The 22,135-nt window shown below is 58.9% G+C and carries 25 protein-coding genes; 4 read left to right on the top strand and 21 right to left on the bottom strand.

The genetic code is table 11. The features are described from left to right. Nucleotides 1–72: 72 nt before the first annotated feature. The 10 genes from VWY34_RS04660 to hmgA all read right to left on the bottom strand — a co-directional run bounded on the left by VWY34_RS04660 (nt 73) and on the right by hmgA (nt 10,864). Entirely contained in the window at nt 73–1,623 is a 1,551-nt protein-coding gene (locus VWY34_RS04660; RefSeq protein WP_416544512.1) for a cryptochrome/photolyase family protein, read from the bottom strand. Between the two features lie 146 nt (nt 1,624–1,769). Further along, nucleotides 1,770–3,125 carry an oxygen-independent coproporphyrinogen III oxidase gene (hemN, locus tag VWY34_RS04655; protein WP_416534677.1) on the bottom strand — a complete coding sequence of 452 codons (1,356 nt, stop codon included), beginning with the start codon at nt 3,123–3,125 and terminating at the stop codon, nt 1,770–1,772. A 52-nt stretch (nt 3,126–3,177) separates the two neighbouring features. Continuing rightward, the gene (locus tag VWY34_RS04650) at nt 3,178–3,873 is read right to left on the bottom strand and encodes an NnrU family protein (RefSeq protein ID WP_416538309.1); all 696 of its coding nucleotides are present in this window, start codon (nt 3,871–3,873) and stop codon (nt 3,178–3,180) included. Between the two features lie 44 nt (nt 3,874–3,917). Next, nucleotides 3,918–4,604 carry a maleylacetoacetate isomerase gene (gene maiA / locus VWY34_RS04645; protein WP_416544511.1) on the bottom strand — a complete coding sequence of 229 codons (687 nt, stop codon included), beginning with the start codon at nt 4,602–4,604 and terminating at the stop codon, nt 3,918–3,920. Nucleotides 4,605–4,662: 58 nt separating this feature from the next. Beyond that, on the bottom strand, nt 4,663–5,205 hold the full coding sequence (locus tag VWY34_RS04640; RefSeq protein ID WP_416544510.1) for a VOC family protein: 543 nt from the start codon (nt 5,203–5,205) through the stop codon (nt 4,663–4,665). Next, nucleotides 5,202–5,417: a DUF2783 domain-containing protein gene (locus VWY34_RS04635; RefSeq protein ID WP_271907643.1), complete on the bottom strand. Its 216-nt coding sequence runs from the start codon at nt 5,415–5,417 to the stop codon at nt 5,202–5,204. The genes VWY34_RS04640 and VWY34_RS04635 overlap by 4 nt, the downstream gene beginning before the upstream one ends. 5 nt (nt 5,418–5,422) lie before the next feature. Further along, complete coding sequence (locus VWY34_RS04630) at nt 5,423–7,033, bottom strand: FAD-dependent oxidoreductase (protein WP_416544509.1); 1,611 nt, start codon at nt 7,031–7,033, stop codon at nt 5,423–5,425. Nucleotides 7,034–7,183: 150 nt separating this feature from the next. Further along, nucleotides 7,184–8,134 carry an MBL fold metallo-hydrolase gene (locus VWY34_RS04625; RefSeq protein ID WP_416534672.1) on the bottom strand — a complete coding sequence of 317 codons (951 nt, stop codon included), beginning with the start codon at nt 8,132–8,134 and terminating at the stop codon, nt 7,184–7,186. A gap of 11 nt (nt 8,135–8,145) precedes the next feature. After that, nucleotides 8,146–9,402: a fumarylacetoacetase gene (fahA, locus tag VWY34_RS04620; RefSeq protein ID WP_416544508.1), complete on the bottom strand. Its 1,257-nt coding sequence runs from the start codon at nt 9,400–9,402 to the stop codon at nt 8,146–8,148. A gap of 106 nt (nt 9,403–9,508) precedes the next feature. After that, the gene (gene hmgA / locus VWY34_RS04615; protein ID WP_416541014.1) at nt 9,509–10,864 is read right to left on the bottom strand and encodes a homogentisate 1,2-dioxygenase; all 1,356 of its coding nucleotides are present in this window, start codon (nt 10,862–10,864) and stop codon (nt 9,509–9,511) included. A 73-nt stretch (nt 10,865–10,937) separates the two neighbouring features. Between hmgA and VWY34_RS04610 the strand changes: the two genes are divergently transcribed. From VWY34_RS04610 to VWY34_RS04600, 3 genes are all read left to right on the top strand, one after another. Then, nucleotides 10,938–11,378, top strand: a complete 441-nt coding sequence (locus tag VWY34_RS04610; protein WP_340546491.1) for a MarR family winged helix-turn-helix transcriptional regulator — start codon at nt 10,938–10,940, stop codon at nt 11,376–11,378. 57 nt (nt 11,379–11,435) lie between these two features. Then, the gene (locus tag VWY34_RS04605; RefSeq protein ID WP_416544507.1) at nt 11,436–12,695 is read left to right on the top strand and encodes an adenylate/guanylate cyclase domain-containing protein; all 1,260 of its coding nucleotides are present in this window, start codon (nt 11,436–11,438) and stop codon (nt 12,693–12,695) included. A 205-nt stretch (nt 12,696–12,900) separates the two neighbouring features. After that, nucleotides 12,901–13,128, top strand: a complete 228-nt coding sequence (locus tag VWY34_RS04600; RefSeq protein ID WP_416544506.1) for a VPEID-CTERM sorting domain-containing protein — start codon at nt 12,901–12,903, stop codon at nt 13,126–13,128. A 44-nt stretch (nt 13,129–13,172) separates the two neighbouring features. On the opposite strand, the gene xrtE is transcribed toward VWY34_RS04600, so the two are convergent. From xrtE to trmD, 5 genes are all read right to left on the bottom strand, one after another. Further along, nucleotides 13,173–14,804: an exosortase E/protease, VPEID-CTERM system gene (gene xrtE, locus VWY34_RS04595; RefSeq protein WP_416544505.1), complete on the bottom strand. Its 1,632-nt coding sequence runs from the start codon at nt 14,802–14,804 to the stop codon at nt 13,173–13,175. Continuing rightward, nucleotides 14,791–15,600, bottom strand: coding sequence for a division plane positioning ATPase MipZ (locus VWY34_RS04590; protein ID WP_340546495.1), 810 nt, complete (start codon nt 15,598–15,600; stop codon nt 14,791–14,793). Before VWY34_RS04590 ends, xrtE begins: the two co-directional genes overlap by 14 nt. 223 nt (nt 15,601–15,823) lie before the next feature. Further along, on the bottom strand, nt 15,824–16,045 hold the full coding sequence (gene rpmE / locus VWY34_RS04585) for a 50S ribosomal protein L31 (protein ID WP_340546496.1): 222 nt from the start codon (nt 16,043–16,045) through the stop codon (nt 15,824–15,826). Between the two features lie 11 nt (nt 16,046–16,056). Then, nucleotides 16,057–16,428 carry a 50S ribosomal protein L19 gene (rplS, locus tag VWY34_RS04580; protein WP_014876109.1) on the bottom strand — a complete coding sequence of 124 codons (372 nt, stop codon included), beginning with the start codon at nt 16,426–16,428 and terminating at the stop codon, nt 16,057–16,059. A gap of 299 nt (nt 16,429–16,727) precedes the next feature. After that, complete coding sequence (trmD, locus tag VWY34_RS04575; RefSeq protein ID WP_416544504.1) at nt 16,728–17,528, bottom strand: tRNA (guanosine(37)-N1)-methyltransferase TrmD; 801 nt, start codon at nt 17,526–17,528, stop codon at nt 16,728–16,730. Between trmD and VWY34_RS04570 the strand changes: the two genes are divergently transcribed. Continuing rightward, nucleotides 17,527–18,624: a phosphotransferase gene (locus tag VWY34_RS04570; RefSeq protein WP_416558533.1), complete on the top strand. Its 1,098-nt coding sequence runs from the start codon at nt 17,527–17,529 to the stop codon at nt 18,622–18,624. The two genes, trmD and VWY34_RS04570, sit on opposite strands and share 2 nt — an antisense overlap. A gap of 5 nt (nt 18,625–18,629) precedes the next feature. Here VWY34_RS04570 and rimM read toward each other — a convergent pair whose 3' ends face one another. From rimM to VWY34_RS04540, 6 genes are all read right to left on the bottom strand, one after another. Further along, nucleotides 18,630–19,133, bottom strand: coding sequence for a ribosome maturation factor RimM (gene rimM / locus VWY34_RS04565; RefSeq protein ID WP_416544502.1), 504 nt, complete (start codon nt 19,131–19,133; stop codon nt 18,630–18,632). Between the two features lie 150 nt (nt 19,134–19,283). Next, nucleotides 19,284–19,925 (bottom strand): 5,6-dimethylbenzimidazole synthase, encoded by a 642-nt coding sequence (bluB, locus tag VWY34_RS04560; protein WP_416544501.1) that lies wholly within the window; start codon nt 19,923–19,925, stop codon nt 19,284–19,286. A gap of 4 nt (nt 19,926–19,929) precedes the next feature. Then, on the bottom strand, nt 19,930–20,289 hold the full coding sequence (gene rpsP / locus VWY34_RS04555; protein ID WP_340546501.1) for a 30S ribosomal protein S16: 360 nt from the start codon (nt 20,287–20,289) through the stop codon (nt 19,930–19,932). Nucleotides 20,290–20,330: 41 nt separating this feature from the next. Next, nucleotides 20,331–20,639: a chorismate mutase gene (locus VWY34_RS04550; protein ID WP_416534663.1), complete on the bottom strand. Its 309-nt coding sequence runs from the start codon at nt 20,637–20,639 to the stop codon at nt 20,331–20,333. A 57-nt stretch (nt 20,640–20,696) separates the two neighbouring features. Beyond that, on the bottom strand, nt 20,697–21,299 hold the full coding sequence (locus tag VWY34_RS04545) for a GNAT family N-acetyltransferase (RefSeq protein ID WP_340546503.1): 603 nt from the start codon (nt 21,297–21,299) through the stop codon (nt 20,697–20,699). 37 nt (nt 21,300–21,336) lie between these two features. After that, entirely contained in the window at nt 21,337–22,083 is a 747-nt protein-coding gene (locus VWY34_RS04540; RefSeq protein ID WP_340546504.1) for a GNAT family N-acetyltransferase, read from the bottom strand. Nucleotides 22,084–22,135 lie beyond the last annotated feature (52 nt).

The following is a 22,135-nucleotide window of genomic DNA, read 5'->3' as shown; positions in this document are numbered from 1 at the left end:
CGGACATGTTTGGTGAAAGGAGCGTGATCCTGAATCGGGTTAATATTCGACCAAATCCCCGAAAATGCCTATTTAGAGACTGTTCAGAACCTTTCTTGCACTGCTGAGATAGGCCTCCTGTTTGTCTGACGACATTCTGTCCCAGGTCCGATAGGGCTGCATCAAACGCGGGTTTCTTGACAGTTTTTCACGGTTTCGGATCAGAAAATCCCAGTACAGCGGTGTAAACGGGCAAGCCTTGGGCCCTGTTTTTTGTTTCACGTCATAGGCGCAATTCGCGCAGTAATCCGACATTTTGTTGATGTAATTTCCACTGGCGGCATAGGGCTTGGACCCTAGGAAACCGCCATCTGCAAACTGGCTCATGCCGATGACATTTGGCGCTTCAACCCATTCATAGGCATCTGCGTAGACCGCCAGATACCATTCGTGGACCTGGTGCGGGTCCACTCCAGCCAGCATGGCGAAATTGCCGGTGACCATCAGCCGCTGAATATGATGTGCATAGGCCTCGTCACGGGTCTGACTGATGGCTGCGGCCATACAGGCCATGTCGGTTCGGCCACTCCAGTAGAACTCTGGCAGGTCCCGTGTTGCCCCCAAGAAATTCATTGAGGTGTAGCCCGGCATGTTCAGCCAGTAGATACCGCGCATATACTCGCGCCAGCCGATAATCTGACGAATAAACCCTTCGACCGCATTGAGAGGAGCGCGCCCCTCATAATAGGCACGTTCGGCGCGGAGGCAGACTTCCAAAGGGCCAAGCAGGCCAATATTGATGTATTGCGCCAGAACGGAGTGGTAGAGAAACGGCTCTCCTGTCAGCATGGCATCCTGATAATCGCCAAATAGTGGCAGCGCCTCATCTACAAAATGATCTAGCGCCGCCAGGGCTTCCTTGCGGGTGACTGCGAACCAGAAGGGGGTTAGCTGTCCGAAATTGCTGGAAAACCGCTGCTCCACCAGCGCGAGTACGCCTTGCGTGATTTTGTCCGGATCGGTGTGAACAGGCTTGGGCATGAACATGTCGTTCTGGGCCGGTTTGCGGTTCTCAGAATCATAGTTCCATTTGCCACCCTCAGGGTCGTCACCCTGCATCAATAAGCCGGTTTTGCGACGCATTTCGCGATAGAAATACTCCATGCGGAGTTGTTTGCGCCCCTCCGCCCAGTTGCGGAACATCTCATGACTGGCGAGAAAGCGGCTGTCCTCAAGCATGGTCAGCTTTGCCGGTCCAGACCAGTTGGTCAGCGCCTCTTTGAGGCGATATTCTCCCGGCTCGGTGATGAGAACCTCTGTTGCCGGGGTCTGCTCCAATGCACGCTCCAGCTCGCCAATCAAGCTGCCTGAATTGTCGAGATCCTCAAGTCGTATGTACCGCAGGGCCCAACCGTCGGCGGACAGCTCATCCGCGAAGTGCCGCATGGCGGAAAAGACAAAGGCGAGTTTCTTTTTGTGGTGCGGGACATAACTGGCTTCCTCCGTAACTTCAGCCATCAGGAGGCGGTCTTTCTGTCGGTCACCCTGCTGCAGAGACGAAAGATCATGCGACAGCTGATCACCCAGGATCAGAATAATCCTGCCGCGGTCATTGCTGTCCTGAGGTGTCACATTATTGGTCATGTCCCGGTACTCCGCTGGTCTGGCAGCAGATAGCGTGACCGTGAAAGCTGGCAACGGGGAAAGCTGGCAACGGCAGGGTGGTCCCGCGCAGAAAGGCGCGACAGATAAGCCAATATTAGAGACTGATCTATGTCATTTTCAAAGCGTCAGGAGGCCTGGCTGTAGCGGACACCCTCCGGTTTATGCGCGTCGAATGCGCTGGCGATGATCCGGGTCAGCGCGCGCCCTTCGGGTTTGACACGGAGGGCGTCGTCCGCCCAGGTCACCAGTTCACCGTAGGTCGCGGTGACCTCCTCCAGATCCGCAGTCAGCTGCTGGCATATGGGCCCGTACCGCTGGCGCAGTTCCGTGAGATCCAGCAGGAAATCACACATCAGCATTTCAATCGCCCGAGCCCGCACCTTGTCGATCTGGGTAAGTTGATGGCCGCGTGCGCCGGCAAGCTCGCCGGCTTCAATCCTCTGAACATAGGCGGCCGTAGCAGCTGCATTCTGCACATAGCCGCCTTCAAAGCGCGAGATCGAAGAAGCGCCAACACCGATCAGCGTCGGGCAGCGGTCATCCGTGTAACCCTGGAAGTTTCGCCGCAAGCCGCCATTTTCGCTGGCCAGGTTCAAGCGGTCCTGAGGGCGCGCAAAATGATCTATGCCGATGTTGGCAAATCCGGCAGATCGAAATGCCTCTGCGGCCAGCTCAGCCAGATGGTAGCGGGCTTCATCGCCTGGCAGCGCGGTATCATCAATCAGCTTCTGCCGTTTTGCCACCCATGGGACATGGGCATAACCAAACAGGGCGACACGATCTGGCGCCAGTGTCAGCACCTTGTCAACCGTATCCGCGATGCGTGTCGCGTCCTGATGGGGCAATCCATAGACGAGATCGGTATTCAGAGATCGAATGCCAGCCGCACGCAGCTCAGCGACACAGGCGGCAGTGACGTCATAGGGCTGGATACGACCGATTGCTGCCTGCACCTCGGGATCAAAATCCTGAATGCCGATGCTGGCGCGGTTCATGCCTTCCTCTGCCAGAGCCGCAATCTTGTCGCCGTCTACCATTGTCGGGTCGATCTCGACTGAAAACTCGCAATCATCTGTCGGCGGTATGGCAGATTTCACCGCTTGCGCCAGCCGGTGTATCAGCGCTGGCGGCAGAATGGTCGGAGTGCCGCCTCCCCAATGCAGGCGGCCCATCTGCAACCCTTTGGGAAGTCGCTCGGCGAGAAGGGACAGTTCTTTTTCGACGGTGGCGATATAGCTTTCGACCGGGCTGAGTGTCTGAGTGCCCTGGGTTCGGCACGCACAAAACCAGCACAAGCGTTCGCAGAAGGGCACGTGTATATAGACTGACACAGGTTCCGCCGGGTCCAGCGCCGACAGTGCATGGCTCTGGAAAGCGCTATCGACGGCTGCGCTGAATACCGGCGCTGTGGGGTAGGAGGTATAGCGGGGAACGCGGCTGTCAAAAAGTCCCAGCTCGCGAAGGCGATCAATCTGTTTCATATTGCCAGATATGACCGATTTCTGAATGCAGGACTTTGCGCGAAATCAAATTTTAGACTGGCAAGGGTGAAACGCCGATCACGCGCTCATGCAAATGTAACGCGGCCGCCCAGAGCAACAGGCCAAGCGCGGCCCGTATGGCCAGATCCCGCAGGTGCTGTTGCCGCCAGCCTGAGTTGAGGATCGGGCGTAGCGAGAACAAGGCGGTAGTTGCGAAATAAGCCGCTGCGTCCGCACCAAGCGTTGCGCGTGCCTTAAGGTCAAAGAGCAGGATTGCAGCACCGGCCAGGAGAAAGGATCCGCCAAACACAATGGCATGAGCCAAATCGCCGTTGGCCAGCAGATGTGACAGCGACCAGAGTGCCAGCGCCAAGAGGATCGGATGGCGGCTGAACGCGGCGCGCCCGGGATCATCCCGCGTCGGATCGGAACTGCGCCGTCCTCCAAGCGTAAAGGGGGTTTCCACGCCCAAACCGCAGCTTGTCAGCACAAAGACCAAGGGCATTGTCAGCATCGGGGCCCATCGCAACCAATCAGATGGCGGCCAGAGTTCGACATAAGGCGCATCAGCCGCGGCTACGATGACCCAGCCGAACACTCCGAGTGACAAAAGCCCGTAGGCCGAGAAATAGGCGCGGCGACCAAGGGTTGCGATCAGTCGCCCGCGCAGATCTGCGAGGCGTGGCAGGAAATGGCTGACGATAAACACTGTCATGGCAAGGGTGAAACCCGTCCAATCGGTTGACATCAATGATCCCCTCGTCTGGCAGGAGCGGTACCGCTGGATGCGGACTATCCTATCTGTTTGTCCGTTGTAGTGGCGGAATGAACTGCATCCGGATGCGCCATCGCGAAGGCCTGATTGCTTGCACATGTGGCTTCAATCTCACCAAGACGGGACAGGTCGTTGAAATCCACCCTCCAGCGTCGTGCGTTGTAGAGTTGTGGCATCAGGCAGAGATCTGCGAGCCCCGGACGGTCTCCGGTGCAATATGGCGCAGGGGGATATCTTTCCAGAAGCGCATTAAAAGCAATGAGACCCGGACGAATGAAGTGGCGCATCCAGCCTGCGGGCATGTCGAGAGAGTGTTCAGCATCTTGCGGCTGTGCCTCTGCACAAAGGCTGGTGGCGTAGCGGGCGACCTTCAGATTGCAGACAGGGTGCAGATCAACCGCGATGGAGTGGGCAAGGGCCTGAACCCCCGCACGCTCTGAGGGGGTGCCAGGCAGCAGGCCAAGGTTTCGGGTCTGGTCCAGGTAGTCGAGGATTGCCAGCGATTGCGTCAGGCGCAGCCCGTCGATTTCCAGCACCGGCACGAACCCTTGCGGGTTGCGGGCCAGATGCTCGGGGCCGGTTTGCTCGCCGTTGACCAGATCCACGGTTTGGCTCCGGTAGGCGATACCCGCGAGATTGAGGGCAATGCGAACACGATAGCTGGCCGATGATCGCCAGTAGTCGTAGAGTATGACATCAGACATTCCGGTCTCCCTGCATGGCCTGAGTGATCGGTGGAAACACCGCCCCGCGGCCCGATCACTAAAGCTCGCTCAATTCCTTGGCGTGCAGCCATTCGGCATGTTTCGGCGCCTTCTTGGTCTTGGACCATTCTTCCAGCATTTCCCATTTCACCGAGTCCAGCTTTTGCAGCAGTGCCTGTTCCTCCGGGTCGGGGCAGGCCAGCTCCACCCGGTGGCCGTTCGGATCGAAGAAATAGATCGAGTGGAAGATCGAATGATCGGTGACGCCCAGCACCTCAACGCCGTTGGCCTCCAGATGCTCCTTGAACTGGATCAGGGTCGCGCGGTCCTTCACCTTGAAGGCGATGTGCTGCACCCAGACCGGCGTGTTGCGGTCGCGGTCCATCTCCGGCTTGGTCGGCAGCTCAAAAAAGGCCAGGACGTTGCCGTTGCCTGCATCCATGAAGATATGCATGTACGGGTCGGGTTCATGCGTCGACGGCACATGGTCCTCGGCAATGGCCAAAACAAAATCCATGTTTAGCATTTTGTTGTACCACAGGACTGTCTCCTTTGCGTCCTTGCAGCGGTAGGCGACGTGGTGGATTTGTTCGATTTTCAAGCGGAGTCCTCCCCGGTTTTCAGCGCGGCAGCAGCCAGCGCCTGTTTCAGGATCGCGCGTTTCCCGATGTGATTTGCCAGCACCAGCACCAGCCGTGCATTCAGCGCATCGCTTTCGGCCTTGCTCAGATCCTCATGTGCGGCAAGCAGATCGGCATAGAAATCGTCGGCGCGTTCGAGGTTGGCGGCCAGGATCAGTTGGTCTTCGGTCATGGTGATCACTCCTTGCCGATGGCCCGGCGGATCGCATGCCGGAACAGGTTGTCGTCATAGCTGGGGCGGCGGGCGGCGACATGCTGGTCCGGGCGGATCAGGTAGACACCGCTTTCATGCCTGCCCAGGTAGCGGTCCTTCAGCGCCAGTGTCTTGTCGTCCTTGCTGGAGAGCGCCAATCGGGTGACCGTGATGCCGGATTCCTCAATCTCATCAGGCGCGTCGGCGTCGATGGTCAGCAGGGTGAATTTGTCGCCCAGCTTGCCAAGCAGAAACCCGTCGACCAGCGGCACATCGGGGCAGGGTGAGCCGGGCCGGGTGCGTTCCGGCCCGTTGAGCGCGTCTGCCGAATTCAGCGGTGAGCCCTCATAGGTGCAGGGCACCGACAGCCGGCCGGAGTTCACCAAAGGACGCGCGAATTCATACTGTTCGGACAGGTCCAGAACCGCATCACGCAGGACCCGGCTCATCTCCGACTTGGGGGTGATGAAATCGGTGGAGCGCGAGGAGTTCCGGATATTCTCGTCAGCGCCGTGGACGCGTTCAATGTCATAGCTGTCCAGCAGGCTTTCCGGCGCTTTGCCGTCCATCACCAGCTTGAGTTTCCAGCACAGATTGTCGGTATCTTGCAGGCCGGAGTTGGCACCGCGGGCTCCGAACGGCGACACCTGATGTGCGGCATCGCCGGCGAAGATCACCCGGCCATGGCGGAACTTCTCCATGCGGCGGCACTGGAAGGTGTAGATCGAGACCCACTCAAGTTCGAATTTTACATCTTCGCCCAGCATCGCCTTGAGACGCGGGATCACGTTTTCGGGGCGCTTCTCACGCTCCTTGTCGATGTCCCAGCCCAGCTGAAGGTCAATGCGCCAGACCCCATCGGGCTGCTTGTGCAGCAGTGCCGACTGCCCCTTGTTGAAGGGAGGGTCGAACCAGAACCAGCGTTCCGTCGGGAAATCCGCGTCCATGATCACATCAGCAATCAGGAAGTTGTCTTCGAACACCCGGCCGACGAAATCCAGCCCCAGCATCTGCCGGGTAGGAGAGCCAGCACCGTCGCAGGCAATCAGCCAGTCGGCTTCCAGGTTGTAGGAACCTTCTGGCGAGTCAATTTCCAGCACGGCATGGCTGGGGTGAGTGCCGATGGCAGAGACCTTGTTGCGGCCGCGGATTTCGATCGGTGCGCCTTGCTCCTGCAGCTCTCGGACCCGGTTCACCAGGTATTCCTCGAAATAATACTGCTGCAGATTGATAAATGCGGGCCGCTTGTGGCCCTCCTCAGGCAGGAGATTGAAATCGTACACCTTGCGGTCGTCGAAAAAGACTTTGCCGAGGTTCCATTGAACGCCTTTGGCGACCATCGGATCCCCGAGGCCAAGCCGATCGGCGATTTCCAGTGTCCGTTTCGAGAAGCAGATGGCGCGAGAGCCAAAACTGACCTTGTCGTTGTCGTCCAGCACAACCACGCCAATGCCCTGCTGGGCCAGGTCAATTGCGGCAGCAAGACCAACCGGCCCCGCACCGATCACGACGACGGGATGACGCACCGGCGAGGGCGCATCCTGATCGTCACTGCGTTGATAAGAATACAAGGGAACTTCAAAGATCTTGTTCATCTGGCCTCCTCCCAAATCCGGGTGCCGTCAGGCACGGCTCGACTAGCCCCCGGTCGCGGCTACGCCGAGGTTCTGGTCAAACATTTCATAGGTACTGCTGGGGCGATACGATCTGGATCAAACCGCCCCGAGTATAAATTTGCCTGGGCCTCACCCCTGCAGGGCTTCCCACATCTCCAGATCGCGCTGAGCGGTCCAGATCCGGGGGGTGTCGATGCCGCGTGCCTCGTCATAGGCACGGGCCACGTTGAAGGGCAGGCAATGCTCATAGATGGCATAATCTGCAAACTTCGGATCGCATTCTGCGCGCACCGCGTCCCAGGCTTCTTTCAGCGTGCCGTTGCGGGCTGCAACTTTCGCTGCCGGGCGGTAGGTGCTTTCAACGAAATCGCGGGTGCTTTCGACGGCGCGTTCCACCGCGTCCTTGCCCACCAGCGCGTCTCCACGACCGGGGGCAATGGCGTCGACATCATAAGCTTTGATATTGTCCAGCGTCCTACCCCAGTCACCGAAATGCCCGTCGCCGCAGTAGCAGGCTGAGTGGTCTTCGACGATATCGCCGGTGAACATCACGTTCTGATCCGGCACGTGGATCACCGCGTCACCCGCGGTATGGGCGCGACCCAGATGCTTGATGTCGATCCGGCGATTGCCGAGGTAAACGGTCATCGAATCGCTGAAGGTGGTGGAGGGCCAGGTCAGTCCGGGGATGCTCTCATGGCCTTCGAAAAGGCGCGGGAAGCGCTGGAATTCGCTGTCCCAGTCCTCCTGCCCGCGTTCGACCACCATCGAACGGGCCTTGTCCGACATGATGATGTTCTGCGCGCCAAATGCGGAAGCACCCAGTACGCGAACAGCGTGGTAATGTGTCAGCACCACATGGGTGATCGGCTTGTCGGTGACAGAGCGAACGCAGTCGATCACCTTGTTCGCAAGCCGTGGGGTTGCCTGCGCTTCGACGATCATCACAGAGTCATCGCCGATGATCACGCCGGAGTTCGGGTCGCCCTCGGCGGTAAAAGCATAAAGCCCCTCGCCGATCTCATCAAAGGTGATCTTCTTTTCGGTCATGTCCCCTTGGGACGCAAAAGCTTTTGCCATTGTGGTTTTCCTTATCTTGCGTAGGGCTTATCAAGCGCGGGCAGCACGGTACCGGTGCAGTCGCCGAAACCGATGGTGTAGCCGTCGCCTTTGGCCGCGCCTTTCAGGGTCAGCGTGTCACCGTCGGCGATGAAGGAGCGCTCCTCGCCAGTGTCCAGCGTCAGCGGCTCCTTACCGCCCCAGCTGAGTTCCAGGAGCGAGCCGCGGCTATCCTTGGTGGGGCCGGAGATGGTGCCGGAGCCCAGAAGATCGCCCGCGTTCATCGGGCAGCCCGAGGTGGTGTGATGCGCCAGCTGCTGTGCGGCGGAGTAATACATTTCTTTGTAGTTGGTCCGCGCGATGGTTGTGGCCTCTTTGCCTTCCGGCGCCATGGTGACCTCAAGGTCGATATCATAGAGCATCGGGCCGCAATCCTTCAGGTGGTCCAGCAGTTCCACCTCACGCCCGGGCGTGTCGCAGCGGAACGGCTCCAGCGCCGTTTTGGTCACGATCCAAGGAGAGATCGTGTTGGCAGTGGCCTTGGCCTGGAACGGTCCCAAGGGCTGGTATTCCCAGGCCTGGATATCGCGCGCGGACCAGTCGTTCAGCAGTACATAGCCAAAGATATGGTCATCCGCTTCCTGCACGGTGATCGGGCCATCGGACGGCGTGCCGACAATCGCACCCATCTCCAGCTCGATATCGAAGCGCGCGCAGGGCGCCCACCGCGGCGTCTCGTCATTTGGACCTTTCAGCTGACCCCAGGGTCGGCGCACGTCGGTACCGGACACCACAACGGAGGAGGCCCGCCCGTTATAGCCGATCGGGATATGCAGCCAGTTCGGCGGCAGTGCATTTTCCGGACCGCGGAACATGGTGCCGACGTTGAAGGCGTGGTTCTTGCCCGCATAGAAGTCGGTGTATTCGCTGACGGCAAAGGGCATGTGCAGCTCGGCGTCCGTAGCCGGAACCAGCAAAGGTTCGACCTTACCCTGCTCGGCAGAGCCTACGGACAGCAGCGCTGTCAAACGGTTGCGAAGCGCAGTCCAGACGGCCGGACCTTCTTCCATAAGGTCGTTCCAATACGGAACGTCGAACAGTGGCGCATCGCTCAACTGGACCAAGCCGGCTTCCTCGGCGGCCTGCATATCGAGGATCATGTCGCCGATGGCCACGCCGCAGCGCGGATCGTCGCCATCAACAGAAAACACGCCATAAGGCAGGTTATTCAGTGGGAACGGATGGGTCGCGCTGTTGGCGGAGGTGACCCAGGATTTTGTCAAAGGCATACGTGGTCCTTTTCGTTTGAGAGCAGCTGCTCTCGTCATCTTTCCCGAAATACTCCGAGGGTGAATGCGGCCTTCAGGCCGCAGAGGGGGCAGCGCCCCCGTTGGATTACTTCTTGCCTGGTGTGCCGTCGAATTTCTTCTCGATATCGGCCCAGCAGTCGATGTAGTCATCCTGCAGCGGTGCTTCCTTCGCGGCAAATCCTGTCAGATGCTGCGGGAAACGGGTCTCGAACATGAAGGACATTGTGTTCTCGAGCTTCTCGGGGCCGAGGTTGGAGTTCGACGCACCCTCGAACGCATTCTTGTCCGGCCCGTGCGGCAGCATCATGTTGTGTAAGGACATGCCACCCGGCACGAACCCTTGCGGTTTGGCATCATACTGGCCGTAGATATTGCCCATTAGCTCCGACATGATGTTCTTGTGATACCACGGCGGGCGGAAGGTGTTCTCGGCCACCATCCAGCGTTCGCGGAACAGCACAAAGTCGATGTTGGCGGTGCCCGGTACACCGGACGGCGCGGTCAGCACGGTAAAGATCGACGGGTCCGGGTGGTCGAACAGGATCGCGCCGACCGGGCAATAGGTGGTCAGGTCGTATTTATAGGGCGCGTAGTTGCCGTGCCAGGCGACCACATCCAGCGGCGAGTGGCCGATCCTGGTCTCATGGAATTGACCGCACCATTTGATGGTCACGGTGGAGGGCGTCTCGCGATCCTCGAACGCCGCCACCGGCGCCTTGAAGTCGCGCGGGTTGGCCATGCAGTTGGCGCCGATGGGCCCGCGGCCGGGCAACTCGAATTTCTGACCGTAGTTCTCGCAGACAAAGCCGCGGCAGGGGCCTTCCAGCACCTCCACCCGGTACACCAGACCGCGCGGGATGATGGCGATTTCCTGCGGTGCGAGGTCGATGATACCCAGCTCAGTGGCAAAGCGCAGGCGTCCTTCCTGTGGCACCACCAAGAGTTCAGAATCGGCGGAGAAGAAGTAGCTGTCCACCATCGACTCGGTGACCAAATAGATGTGGCTGGCCATGCCGACCTGGGTGTTCACATCGCCTGCGGTGGTCATCGTGCGCATGCCGGTGAGCCAAGTCAGGCCTTCATCCGAATGCGGCACCGGATCCCAGCGGTACTGGCCCAGCGAGATCACGTCCGGATCGACGCAGGGGGCAGACTTCCAATGCGGCAGGTCGATCTTCTGATAGCGGTGCGAATGCTTGACGGACGGGCGGATGCGATAGCACCAGGTCCGCTCCGGCACATCGGCGGTAAAAGCGGTGCCGCTCAGCTGTTCGCCGTAAAGACCATAGTTGCACTTTTGCGGGCTGTTCATGCCTTGCGGCAGCGCACCGGGCAGCGCCTCGGTTTCAAAATCATTGGCAAAGCCCGGCATATAGCCCTCGTGTGGCCCGGTAAGGGACGGGGCCTGGATCATTTCGTGGGCATCGACTTTGTGATTCATGGCGCGCTCCTTTTCTTAACTCTCTGTTTCGGTAATAGTTGATTTTGTAACTAACAAGGCATAGGTCACCCTCATGACCGAAAAAGATGACTTCGCGCTGCAGGATTTCTTACCCTATCTCCTCAATCGCGCCGCAGAAGAGAGCTCGCTTGAGTTTCAACAGCACTACAAGAATCGCTACGGGATGCTCCGTACCGAATGGCGGGTCCTGTTCCATCTGGGCAGCTACGGGCGCATGACCGCAAAGGAAATTGGCCAGCGCGCCAAAATCCATAAGACCAAGATCAGCCGTGCCGTTGCGAAGCTCGCCGAGCGTCGGTTTGTATTGCGTCACCGGGATGAACGAGACCGACGATCAGAGCATCTGGAACTGACCCCGCAGGGGCAGGCCGCCTATCGCGATCTTCGGGAGCAGGCCGCCATCTATGATGGGCAGCTTGCATCCCGACTCAGCGAAGGTGAAAGCGAGGCGCTACGCCACATGCTGCGCAAACTGGCCGGAATTGAACCATAGACATCCGTTGGTTGAGGCTTCAGATTGGGCCGGAACCACAATGTGAGGCCGTGCACAATGACGGATGCTGCTCTGCGCGCCACGCCGATAATCGACTGGCTGACTGCTGAAGGACTAAGAGGGGCAAGCCGTCAGGAGATGCTGCAAGGCTTTTGCCAGAGGCTTGCTGACGACGGCGTGCCGCTCCTGCGGTTTCATCTGGCGCAGCGTGCCTATCACCCAAAATACGGTGGTATCGGCTTTAGCTGGACCCGCGCGGACGGCTTGTCGCATGAATTCTATGAACACAGCGATACACCGCGGGATGAGTGGCTCTACAGCACCTTCTATTATATGTTGGAACGCCAAGTGCCTGAGTTTCGCACCAAACTGACCGGGCATGTGCTGGAGCGGTTTCCTGCACTAGCGCAGTTCAAACAGCGCGGGGCCACGGATTACTTTGCGCTGGCAATGCGCTTTGGTGATTTTGCCGATGCCCCTTTTGATCCTAAGCGGCCGGGAGAGGGCATCCTGTCATCCTGGTCAACCGATCATCCCGACGGTTTCTCAGAGGCAGATCTCACGTTGATCCGTTTTATCTACCCGCATCTGGCGCTGGCGCTGCGGGCGGCCTCTGCCCAGCAGATGGCCAAGGATCTGCTTCAGGTCTATCTCGGTCGCGATGCTGGTCAGCGGGTTCTGTCAGGAGAAATACAGCGGGGTTCGTCACGCCAGATTGATGCGGTGATCTGCTATTTCGATCTGAAAGGCTTTACCCAACTGGCTGAGCAAATTCCGGGCGCCGAATTGATCGACATGATTAACGACTACTTTGGTCTGGCGGTCGAGACCATTCAGACCCATGGAGGGAATATCCTCAAATTCATGGGTGATGGCATATTGGCGATGTTTGACCTTGGCAGTATCGGCGAAGATGCAACAGCAGCGCTCGCGGCGGCCAGTGGCTTGCAGAGCAAGATACGCAATCGCAATGTCGAGCGTGCGCAGCAGGGTAACCCGGTTGCTGATTTCACGCTGGCCCTGCATGCCGGCGAAATCCTCTATGGTAATATCGGATCTGAGAACCGGTTGGATTTCACGGTGATCGGACCAACCGTCAACCTGACGGCACGGCTGTCAGGTATGCACGCCTCTGTTGGTCGCAGCATCATTGTCTCGGAACAGGTTCAACGGGCAGCCCAGCCGACCAGTCACGATCTGGTGTCGCTGGGTCGCTATATGCTGCGCGGTGTTGCCGAGCCGGTTGAGCTCTTCACGATTTACGAAGGCAGCGCAGCGGGTCTTTCTGATCGGGCGTCAGAACAACGCTCAGCCTGAACAAAGGTAAAAATTGCCATAATTTACGCATTTTTCCCGCGTAGAGCAGAGCTGGGACAGATTATGGCCAACGAGATTCGTGCAAGAAATCTTGAACTGCCATGCCTGGCTTTATTGAGAGAGCAGCGAGGAAAGTGTGATGAAACTGGCAGTGCGCATACATGACCTGATAACCGTTGCGGCCGTTTGGTGTGCAACTGCCCCCATGGCATTTGCGGCTGGTGAATGGCCTGACGCGAGCGGACCGGGCAATGGGAACGGCAATGGCAATGGTTGGGGCAATGGTTGGGGCAACGGCGGGGGCAATGGGAACGGCAACGGCAATGGCCAGACCGTGCCTGAGATCGACGTCAGCGCAGGTATGCTCGCCGTGGCTGCGGTCGCCGCTGCTTTGCTTCTGAGCTGGGAGTTGCGCCGGCGCCGGTCTGTCTAGAACCAATGGCTGCCAGGGCGTCGGTTGAGCCAACCATTCTGGACCTAGATAAGTGTCCAGTTCCCGGTCGCAAAGGCAACATAGGCGATCAGGGCATTTGCCACCATATGGGCCAATATGGCGGCCGGTAACCCGCCCCCACGCAGATATAGAGCGCCAAAGATTGCACCAGCGGCCATACCAAGCGCGAAGCGGTCATGCATCAGACCGAACAGAATGCTGCTGACAATCAAGGCGATAACCGCCCGTAGAACCTGACCCTGCCCGGCCATGCGGCGCAGCAGATACCCGCGAAAGAACAGCTCTTCGATGATGGGCACCAGAATTATGGTCCCGAGCAGGCGTGTCGCAATCCATAGGATATCCCGGTGCTCTGTAATGTTGCCACGGCTGATGTCGGGTGTGGCCATCACGATCCAGACGGCTGCAATTGCGGCCCCGGCGGTGATATCCATAGGGCGTGGCCTGTAGGCCAGCGCCCTAAGGGCAGGCCAGAACAACAGCAATGCGGCTGCCATCATTGCGGTACGCAGCGGATATCCGTCTGCAGGTTCTGCCCAGATTGCAGAAACCAATACGCCGCTCAGCATCATCACGACAAAAGGCACTATGCTCGCGATCAGCATATCGGCGCGCAGCGGTGGCAGGTCGGCGGTTGCGGCGGCCACCCTAGCGGGGTTGCTCTGCAACCAGCGAGAGCGATGGGCAATCGCCAGGATCAGCAGCGCAAGACAGGTGAACATCAGCCAGCCGGCATAGCTGTGAAATCCGTTGACCGCATGCTCCGGTGCAATCCAGGCGCCGATCAGGATCAGTATAGCGATACGCGCGACATTGAAGCCCCAGCTGAGCAGCAGAGCGGCGGGAAACAGGAACAGCCAATATCGTGTCTGCCTGAGGTCGCGGCCCATCAACAGCGCATAAAGCCCCATAAAGGTCGTGACGAGGGCAAACCCTTCGACGCCTGAGCAGGGTTCGCCGATCTCCACCAGAAAACCGTCGACACGGATCAGATGCAATGCCGGATCGGACCAGACTGTGGCACCTGAGCTTTCCAGAACCCATGTCACGAGGAGGAACGTCACCGACGTCAGCGCTTCTATGTTCCAGATCGGTTCCGTCATGCGAGTGATATCGGGCATGACCAGTGCCACAAGGAGCGCCAGGATCAGAGGCAGGCCGCAGCCGTGCAGCCAGACAACCCAATCTCGAAGTGGCATCAGGGCCAGCAGACCGCCTAGCCCGGCGATGCCGCCGCCTAGGCAGACCAGAATAAGTGTCGGCGAAATCCATGCGTTGATGCCGCTGGGTCCAAACAGGGCCAGCGGGACCAGCGCGATCAGAAGACCGACGAGGTTCAGGATAACTGCCGATGGGCGTTGCGAGGCGCTCCCGACAAATGCGGCCAGCGCAGTATAGGCGCTGCGCACCAGCACAAGATAAAGGCTGAGCACGGTCAACAACGCCAGCAAACGCCCGGCGAGTGATCGCACGGTGGTACAGGCCAGATCCGCGCCGGTGAATTTGCAATGCACATCGGCCAGCAGCTGGTAGGCGACCATGACAAGCAACAGCTCGGCAATCGCCAACCCGAGGATCAGGAATAACCGTCGGCTGCCGTTGCCCAACACCTGGTCGATAGGGCGCGACGACTGTGGCTGATCAGATATCGACATCCACGCCTGGCAGATTCAGCGATTTCATCATGTCGCGCAGTTCCTGCCGTGCCGCGATGTTGGAGATATTCAGCTGTTTGACGCCAATATCCTTGAGGTCCAGCAGGGTCAGCCCGCGCGGAAACAACTCCCGGAACACCACCCGTTCTGAAAATCCGGGGGCAACGCGAAATCCGATCCGTTTCGACAGCATGGAAATCGCGCGTTCCATCTTTTCCTTGTTCACCATGCGCTGAGTGCCAACTCGATTTCGGATCACAATCCAGTCAATTGGTTTCAGGCCAGCCTGCGCGCGCAACTGTCGCGCGTTCCAGACCATTTCGGAATAAACGGACGGCCCGGTGATCTTTTCACCCTTTTGGTCAGTATGCGCCAGGAGGTCGAAATCGACAAAACTGTCGTTCAGTGGCGTGATCAGCGTGTCGGCCAGGGAATGGGCGACCTGACTGAGCCGGGTGTGCGAACCCGGGCAGTCGATCAGGATAAAGTCGTTGTTGGGTTCCAGCTCGGAGACCGCCGCAGACAGCCGGTGGTCATAGATGTTCTCGCCGGGTTGCAGGCTTTCGGGATCGATTTCGGGCAGCTCATGCAGCTCCACCAGCGGCAGGTCCAGCGCGGCCTTTTCCATGAACGCCTTGCGGTTTTCCAGATAGCGCCCCAGTGAACGTTGACGCAAGTCGAGGTCCAGGGCGGCAATCTTGTATCCCAATCGGGCCAGGGTGGTTGCCACATGCATGGAAACGGTGGATTTGCCCGCGCCCCCTTTTTCGTTGCCGACGACAATAATATGCGCCACGTTCGCTTCCCCCAATCACTGCGCAAAATACCGCGCATTTTGGGATGAGTATACTGCCCGCGCGAATCGATGGAAAGCGGGATATCCGCACGTTAGGCCCTGTTTTAGGGTCTAGGTTCATCCCGCGTTAACGGGAGAGGGCGCTGCGCGGGCGGGCGTGGCACCAATAAAAAACGCCGCCCAAAACGAGCGGCGTTTTCCGAAAGAACAAGACCGGATCGGCTTAGAAGCCCAGGCCTTCGTATTTTTTCTTGAACTTGGATACGCGACCACCGGCGTCCATCAGGCGGGTCGAACCACCGGTCCATGCGGGGTGCACGGTGGGGTCGATGTCCAGCGAGAGAGTGTCACCCTCTTTGCCCCAGGTGGAGCGCATCTTGAGGATGGTGCCATCGGTCATTTTGACGTCGATGAAGTGGTATTCGGGATGGGTGTCGGCTTTCATGATACCACTCCTTACGCTTTGGCTTTGTAGTTTGTATCTTCTGCAATCCGTGCGGATTTACCGCGACGGGCGCGCAGATAGTACAGTTTCGCACGGCGAACACGGCCGCGGCGCACAACAGTGATGCTGTCGATGTTGGTCGAGTGCAGCGGGAAAACACGCTCCACACCTTCGCCAAACGAAATCTTGCGAACGGTGAACGAACCGGCGATGCCGGAGCCATTCTTGCGGCTGATGCAGACACCTTCGTAGTTCTGCACGCGCGAGCGGCTGCCTTCGGTCACTTTGTAGCCGACGCGGATGGTGTCACCGGCTTTGAAATCGGGGATCTCTTTCCCCAGGGCGGCAACTTGTTCCGCCTCCAACTGTGCGATCAGATCCATCGCAGGTCTCCTATGGTTGCTCGTGGTTATGTCCACGAAGTTTTGCGCGGTTGCGAGAGCTCTTGGTCTTCATCGGGTCCCGCCATTTGCAGCCCGCCAGAGATCGTTCCGTTCTTTCCTGAGAGCGAGCTGACATCCCCCCGGATTGCCGAAGAAGGCGGGTCGGGGGTTTCATGATGCAACAGCACACCGGTCCATAGACGCAGAAGCGAATCCAGACAGGGGCCTTCTATGCCTGTTTTGCTGGCGGATCAAGAGCCCAGGTTCAGTCTGGGACCGGCCTGTCCACTTGCGGGCGCTCACTCGGCCTTCTTGCGGTCCAGAAAGGCCTGCCAAAGGTCAGGGCGCCGCGCCTGCGTGATCTCTTCGCTCATTTTCTGGCGCCATTCAGCGATCTTGCCGTGATGGCCGGACATCAGAACATCAGGTATGGGGTGACCCTTCCAGTCTGCCGGACGGGTGTATTGCGGGTGCTCGAGCAAGCCTGAGGAGAAGCTCTCTTCCTCGGCTGAGGCTTGGTTGCCCAAGACGCCTGGGATCAGCCGAACGGTGGCATCAATCATGGCTTGGGCGGCAATCTCGCCGCCGGTCATCACAAAATCTCCCAGGGAGACTTCCTGAATGCCATAGTGCTGCAATACGCGCTCGTCGACACCCTCGAATCTCCCGCAGAGCAAGGTAACCCCGTCGCAGCGTGCGAGGTTCTGCATCAACGCCTGATCCATCCGGCGACCGCGCGGAGACAGATAGATCAGGGGCCAGTTACCGGAGGTGCCTGCCATTGTATGTTCAATAGCGTTGCCAAGAACGTCGGCCCGCAGGACCATGCCGGCGCCGCCGCCTGCCGGAGTGTCATCGACATTGCGATGCTTACCGATGCCGAATTGGCGCAGGTCAATGGTTTCCAGCTGCCATAACCCTTCCTGCAACGCCTTTCCGGTCAGGCTTTCGCCAAGTATGCCGGGGAAGGCATTCGGGAACAGCGTCATGATCTTGGCCTTCCAGACGCCGACCAGATCCGGCGTCGGCGTCATCAGCTCGCGCGGTTTAAATGAGGGGCGAATGGCTTTGCGGCCATGAGATTTGTTTTGTGCACTCATGTGGTGCTGTTTAATCCAGTTAGAACGACACGCAATAAAAAGCTTTGGTGTTTGGATGAATTCGGAAATGGCCCTTATTGTTACCGACCGTGAGTATCAGGCCGCAATCGACGATGTGCAGGCGCGCGCAAAAGCGTTCTGGCCACGTATTGCGTCGGATCTAGGTCTGCCGCCCGATGGGGTCAGTTTTCGCAGACTACAGGTGCATAGTCGGCGCCAACACTGTCGTAGTGTGCTCGAGGTCAAAACGGCCAGTGGGCAAAGCTATGTCTTGAGGGCGGTTTTTGACGAAGCCAGCGCCGCGCGGCAGATCAGGTTTCTTGACCGGCATCAGCAAGCGGCGCTTGGCCTGCAATCGGTCTGCGGTGTGTCATCGCCTGACGTGCTGTGGCGAGATCAAGATAGTGCTGTAGTTTTGATGGACTTTGTCCAAGGGGATACCGCCTACCGCGAGCTGGCTATGACCGAATACGGGTTCGGTGACCGGGCAGAGGTTCTTCGACGGATTGGACATGCGGTCGCTGAATTGCACAGGGTTTCGGATGCCGGAGATATGCAATTCTGGCCAAAACCGTTTCTGAAACAGGTCTCAGCGCGGGCGGAGGCGGTACGTGCCGGGGAGTTCCAGGTCTTGAAGCCCAAGAGGTATCTGGGTCTCTGCGCGCTGCTTCACCGGGAGGCACGGCGCGCCCGTGCACAGACATTTCGTGGTGCATTGGAGCATGGAGATCTTCATCTACGCAATATCTTGATGTGCGATGGTGAGGTGTCATTCATTGACTATTCAAACCACGACGGAACATTCCCGCAGCGCGATATTGCCGATATCTGGTTGTCCAACTGCCCCGACCACCTGGCTGCAGAAGGGCGCGCGCCTGGTTTCGGAGGTGTTGCCAAAGCCGATTGGGCAGCATTTGAGGACGGCTATGGTGCAGAACTGACGACGGATCCGATCTTTAGGTTCTTCTTTACTTGGCGCCTGTTCAAGCTGTGGTCAGCGCTGGGCGACAAACTATCGGAGCCGCGACAGAGAACAAAGGATCTCGGGGTCGCTGTTGAACATGTGCTGGAGCAGCTGTTGGCAGCTGAAGGCTGACGGGCTCAGAACACGCCGTCCGGCGGGTCTGCGATGATGCGTCGGCTGGCAAGATCGACCGTCGGCACCGCAGCCAGTGTAAAGGGCAGCAATACTGTCTTGCTGTCTGCCGGGATGGCGATTTCCAGCAGATCACTGGCGCCGTGGTTCTGCACCGATTTCACGGTCCCCAGCAGGGTCCCGCCGGTGTCGTACACCTCCAGCCCCATCAGATCGGTGTGGTAGTATTCATCATCCGGCAGGCTCGGCAGACGGTTACGCGGCGCAAACAGGCGGACCCCCTTTAGAGCATCGGCCTGCTCCTTGGTCTCGATTCCGCCGATACGGGCGGTAAACCCGTTCTTGATGGCGCGGACCAAGGTGATCGTATAGGTCTGGCTGCCGTCTTCGGTGCTGAGCGGGGAATAGTCTTCGATATCCTCGGGCATCGCACAAAAGCTCTTCAGCCGCACTTCGCCCCGCACTCCGTACGAGCCGGAAATGGCACCAACGCAAATCTGCTCAGTCATTCAGTCCATCCTTTGCAGAACCGCGCAGCAGTCCAAGTGCCGCCCGCGAGTCCGCAGCGTTCTGTTTGGTAATTGCGTTCATATAGAACGCCTGCGGTAAAGGCGATCAGAACAAAAACCGCAAGCCGTATCAATCGCCACATGGGCGGATTACCGAGTTTCGATCGGCAATGCGTTGCGCCGGGTTTCCCAACCCAGTTGTTCCAGTTCGGGCGTCTTGGACATCCGCTCCGGGTGACCAACACAGAAATAGCCGATCAGCTGCCAGTCCGCTGGCACATCCAGATCCCTGTTCAACCGTTGTGGGTCAAGGATGGATACCCAGCCCAGCCCCAGCCCTTCGGCGCGCAAGGCCAGCCAGAACAGAGTCACGGCGGTGACCACCGAATAGCGACGCATCTCCGGCATGGTGCCGGCGCCCAGCTTGTGACCTTTTGTGGTGGAATCGTCGCAGTAGATCGCCAACTGAACCGGTGCTTCGCGCATGCCGGAAAGCTTCAGTTTGGCGTAGCGTTCGGCCCTGGCTTCGGAGAAACCCGCTAGCGCTTCGGCGTTTGCGCTTTCAAAATTGGCAAGTGCGGCGGCCCGGGCTGCGTCACTTTCGACGCGAATGACCCGCCATGGTTCGCTGAGACCCACGGAGGGAGCCAGCTGAATGGTGTCGAGACAGCGCGTGAGCACTGTCTCGTCCACCGGATCAGAGCGGAACCGGCGCACATCGCGCCGGACACGCATCAACAGATCAAGTTGCATGCGGAAGTCTTCAGAGAATGAATTGTCCCGCATGTTCATCAACTTACTCCGCTTCTGCAGTCGCTTCGGCAGCTTTGGCTGCTTTCTCTTCAGCACGTTCCTGGGCTTTCTTGCCCGGGGTGCCTTTCTTAGGGTTGTTACGTTCAACCTTAGCGCGTACGCCAGCGGATTCCAACATGCGAGCGATACGATCTGTGGGCTGGGCGCCCTGGTCCAGCCAGTGCTGCACACGCTCCATGTCCATTTTCACGCGCTCTTCGCTGTCTTTCGGCAGCAGCGGGTTGTAGGTGCCCAGCTTTTCGATGAAGCGACCATCGCGCGGCATGCGGCTGTCGGCAGCCACGATGCGGTAGAAGGGACGCTTTTTCGAGCCGCCGCGGGCCAGACGAATTTTCATTGCCATGGGTTCAGTCTCCTTTAATGGCGTTTGCAGGGAAGCCCCTGTTATTCCTGGTGTTTCTTGTGGTGTCGGATGACTTCCTGAATAATGAAGTTCAGGAAAGCCTTGGCGAAATCGGGGTCCAGGTCGGCCTGTTTCGCCAGGTCTTCGAGCCGTGCGATCTGCGCTGTCTCACGCGTCGGATCGGACGGGGGAAGGTCGTGTTCTGCCTTGAGCCGGCCCACCGCCTGGGTGTGCTTGAACCGCTCGCCCAACGTGTAGACGAGGATCGCATCGAGGCGATCAATACTCTCGCGGTGGCCTTTCAGCAACGCCGCTGCGCGGGCGACGGGATCTTGAGGCTCTGTCGTCATTTCTGGCTCCACAAGGCAATGAAGGCATATCGCATCAGGCAGCGTTGGGTGAATAGATCAGTCAAGCGCCCAACCCTCCGGTTTGAACATGGGATCTGCGTAGTGGCTTATCTCCATCTCGATCCCATGGGACAACTGGCTGTTCTTGAGTGCTTCTGGTGCGGGATGCCTGTAGACGGCGTCGTTGCCATCAATGGTTGCGGCGTCCTGGTCCTTCTTGGCACCCAGCCGTTCGGCAAGACGGATCGAATCCAGGTTCTTGGGGTCAATATAGCTGACCGCCCCATCCCAGCCGAGCGTATTGTAATAGTAGTTCCGTGCCGCGTGGGTTGCTTCCAGCGCATAGCCTTTACCTGCGGCATCGGGCCAGATGATCCAGGCGATCTCACGCTCGGGCCAGCCAGCAGGCATCCAGCCACCCGCCATGCCGTAAGTTTCCTCGGTGGTCTTATCGTGGATCATCCACATGCCAAAGCCACGCACCTGCCAGTGGCCGATTTCGGCGGCATAGAGCATCCAGGCCTCATAGGGGTTCAGTGGACCGCCCATGAAACGCGCACGATAGGAACTGAACGTGGCTTTGAAGTCGGGATAATCCACGGCTTCCGGGCCACGCAGAATCAGGCGCTTGGTTTCGATTACGGGGATGGACGATGGCATCAGATGCCCCCCGCGCTGAAGTCGCAGTGGCAATAGATCATTGAAGGCGCCCTGTGATTGCAGGCCGGTCCAGCAGGTGTTTGCGGGGCTGATGGCGCCAGGTGCGCATATTGTGTGCAGGTGCGAGGCGGAACGATACTAATTTTTCTGGGCGGGCGCCGATTCGCTGCGCCAGGGCAATGGAGGCTGCGTTGTCCTCGGGAATGAAGGAGGCGATACTGCTCCAGTTTTTCTCGCGGAACAGCCAGTCGAGAACGACCTCTGCGGCCTCGCTTGCGTAGCCTTTACCACGGGCATCCTCGGTCAGGTGCCACGAAAGCTCCGGCTCTGGCCAGCCCTTCGGGAACCAGGGGCCAATCATGCCGACCGGGCGCCCGGTATTGCGCTCGATGAGGGCGAACAATCCGTAACCACGCAGGTGCCAGTGGCCGATGATCGTCGCTATCGACCACCACAGCGCATCAGGATCGTCGACCGCGTCGATGAAGCGCGGCGCACCAATGCGCAGGAAGGCATCATGCGCGTCAAAACCGGCCTCCGCAGGGGAGACCAACAATAGCCTCTTCGTCATGAGGCTAGGGAAACGATTGTCTGTGTCTGGCATACCCACACTCGTTTCGGCCCCTGCCGCGCGCGCACCAGTGACCTGTTTCGGCATCAATGACGGCTCGATCATGCCAGATGCCGGGAAACAAGGGGTTAAGGCGCTGTTGCGCTGTGGCAAGGCGGCCACAGCGGAGCGGATGTGGGTAAAGACGCGTGTGGGAAGGTGGGTGGCCATCATGCGTAGGCCTCCGGTCCGCGCAGGACCAAGTGTTCGGTTTCAAGCTGAAGGA

The sequence above is a fragment of the Phaeobacter sp. JH20_02 genome, assembly GCF_048056915.1.
In the GTDB taxonomy this organism is placed as follows: Bacteria; Pseudomonadota; Alphaproteobacteria; order Rhodobacterales; family Rhodobacteraceae; genus Phaeobacter; species Phaeobacter bryozoorum.
Note: the sequence above shows the minus strand (reverse complement) of the source record. Positions and strands in the feature narration are given on the sequence as shown.

Bases quoted from the DNA above. Each gene is read 5' to 3' on its own strand.
- VWY34_RS04660 (WP_416544512.1), bottom strand. From the start codon at position 1,623: ATGACCAATAATGTGACACCTCAGGACAGCAATGACCGCGGCAGGATT.
- hemN (WP_416534677.1), bottom strand. From the start codon at position 3,125: ATGAAACAGATTGATCGCCTTCGCGAGCTGGGACTTTTTGACAGCCGC.
- VWY34_RS04650 (WP_416538309.1), bottom strand. From the start codon at position 3,873: ATGTCAACCGATTGGACGGGTTTCACCCTTGCCATGACAGTGTTTATC.
- maiA (WP_416544511.1), bottom strand. From the start codon at position 4,604: ATGTCTGATGTCATACTCTACGACTACTGGCGATCATCGGCCAGCTAT.
- VWY34_RS04635 (WP_271907643.1), bottom strand. From the start codon at position 5,417: ATGACCGAAGACCAACTGATCCTGGCCGCCAACCTCGAACGCGCCGAC.
- VWY34_RS04630 (WP_416544509.1), bottom strand. From the start codon at position 7,033: ATGAACAAGATCTTTGAAGTTCCCTTGTATTCTTATCAACGCAGTGAC.
- VWY34_RS04625 (WP_416534672.1), bottom strand. From the start codon at position 8,134: ATGGCAAAAGCTTTTGCGTCCCAAGGGGACATGACCGAAAAGAAGATC.
- fahA (WP_416544508.1), bottom strand. From the start codon at position 9,402: ATGCCTTTGACAAAATCCTGGGTCACCTCCGCCAACAGCGCGACCCAT.
- hmgA (WP_416541014.1), bottom strand. From the start codon at position 10,864: ATGAATCACAAAGTCGATGCCCACGAAATGATCCAGGCCCCGTCCCTT.
- VWY34_RS04610 (WP_340546491.1), top strand. From the start codon at position 10,938: ATGACCGAAAAAGATGACTTCGCGCTGCAGGATTTCTTACCCTATCTC.
- VWY34_RS04605 (WP_416544507.1), top strand. From the start codon at position 11,436: ATGACGGATGCTGCTCTGCGCGCCACGCCGATAATCGACTGGCTGACT.
- VWY34_RS04600 (WP_416544506.1), top strand. From the start codon at position 12,901: ATGGCATTTGCGGCTGGTGAATGGCCTGACGCGAGCGGACCGGGCAAT.
- xrtE (WP_416544505.1), bottom strand. From the start codon at position 14,804: ATGTCGATATCTGATCAGCCACAGTCGTCGCGCCCTATCGACCAGGTG.
- rpmE (WP_340546496.1), bottom strand. From the start codon at position 16,045: ATGAAAGCCGACACCCATCCCGAATACCACTTCATCGACGTCAAAATG.
- rplS (WP_014876109.1), bottom strand. From the start codon at position 16,428: ATGGATCTGATCGCACAGTTGGAGGCGGAACAAGTTGCCGCCCTGGGG.
- VWY34_RS04570 (WP_416558533.1), top strand. From the start codon at position 17,527: ATGTGGTGCTGTTTAATCCAGTTAGAACGACACGCAATAAAAAGCTTT.
- trmD (WP_416544504.1), bottom strand. From the start codon at position 17,528: ATGAGTGCACAAAACAAATCTCATGGCCGCAAAGCCATTCGCCCCTCA.
- rimM (WP_416544502.1), bottom strand. From the start codon at position 19,133: ATGACTGAGCAGATTTGCGTTGGTGCCATTTCCGGCTCGTACGGAGTG.
- bluB (WP_416544501.1), bottom strand. From the start codon at position 19,925: ATGAACATGCGGGACAATTCATTCTCTGAAGACTTCCGCATGCAACTT.
- rpsP (WP_340546501.1), bottom strand. From the start codon at position 20,289: ATGGCAATGAAAATTCGTCTGGCCCGCGGCGGCTCGAAAAAGCGTCCC.
- VWY34_RS04550 (WP_416534663.1), bottom strand. From the start codon at position 20,639: ATGACGACAGAGCCTCAAGATCCCGTCGCCCGCGCAGCGGCGTTGCTG.
- VWY34_RS04545 (WP_340546503.1), bottom strand. From the start codon at position 21,299: ATGCCATCGTCCATCCCCGTAATCGAAACCAAGCGCCTGATTCTGCGT.
- VWY34_RS04540 (WP_340546504.1), bottom strand. From the start codon at position 22,083: ATGATGGCCACCCACCTTCCCACACGCGTCTTTACCCACATCCGCTCC.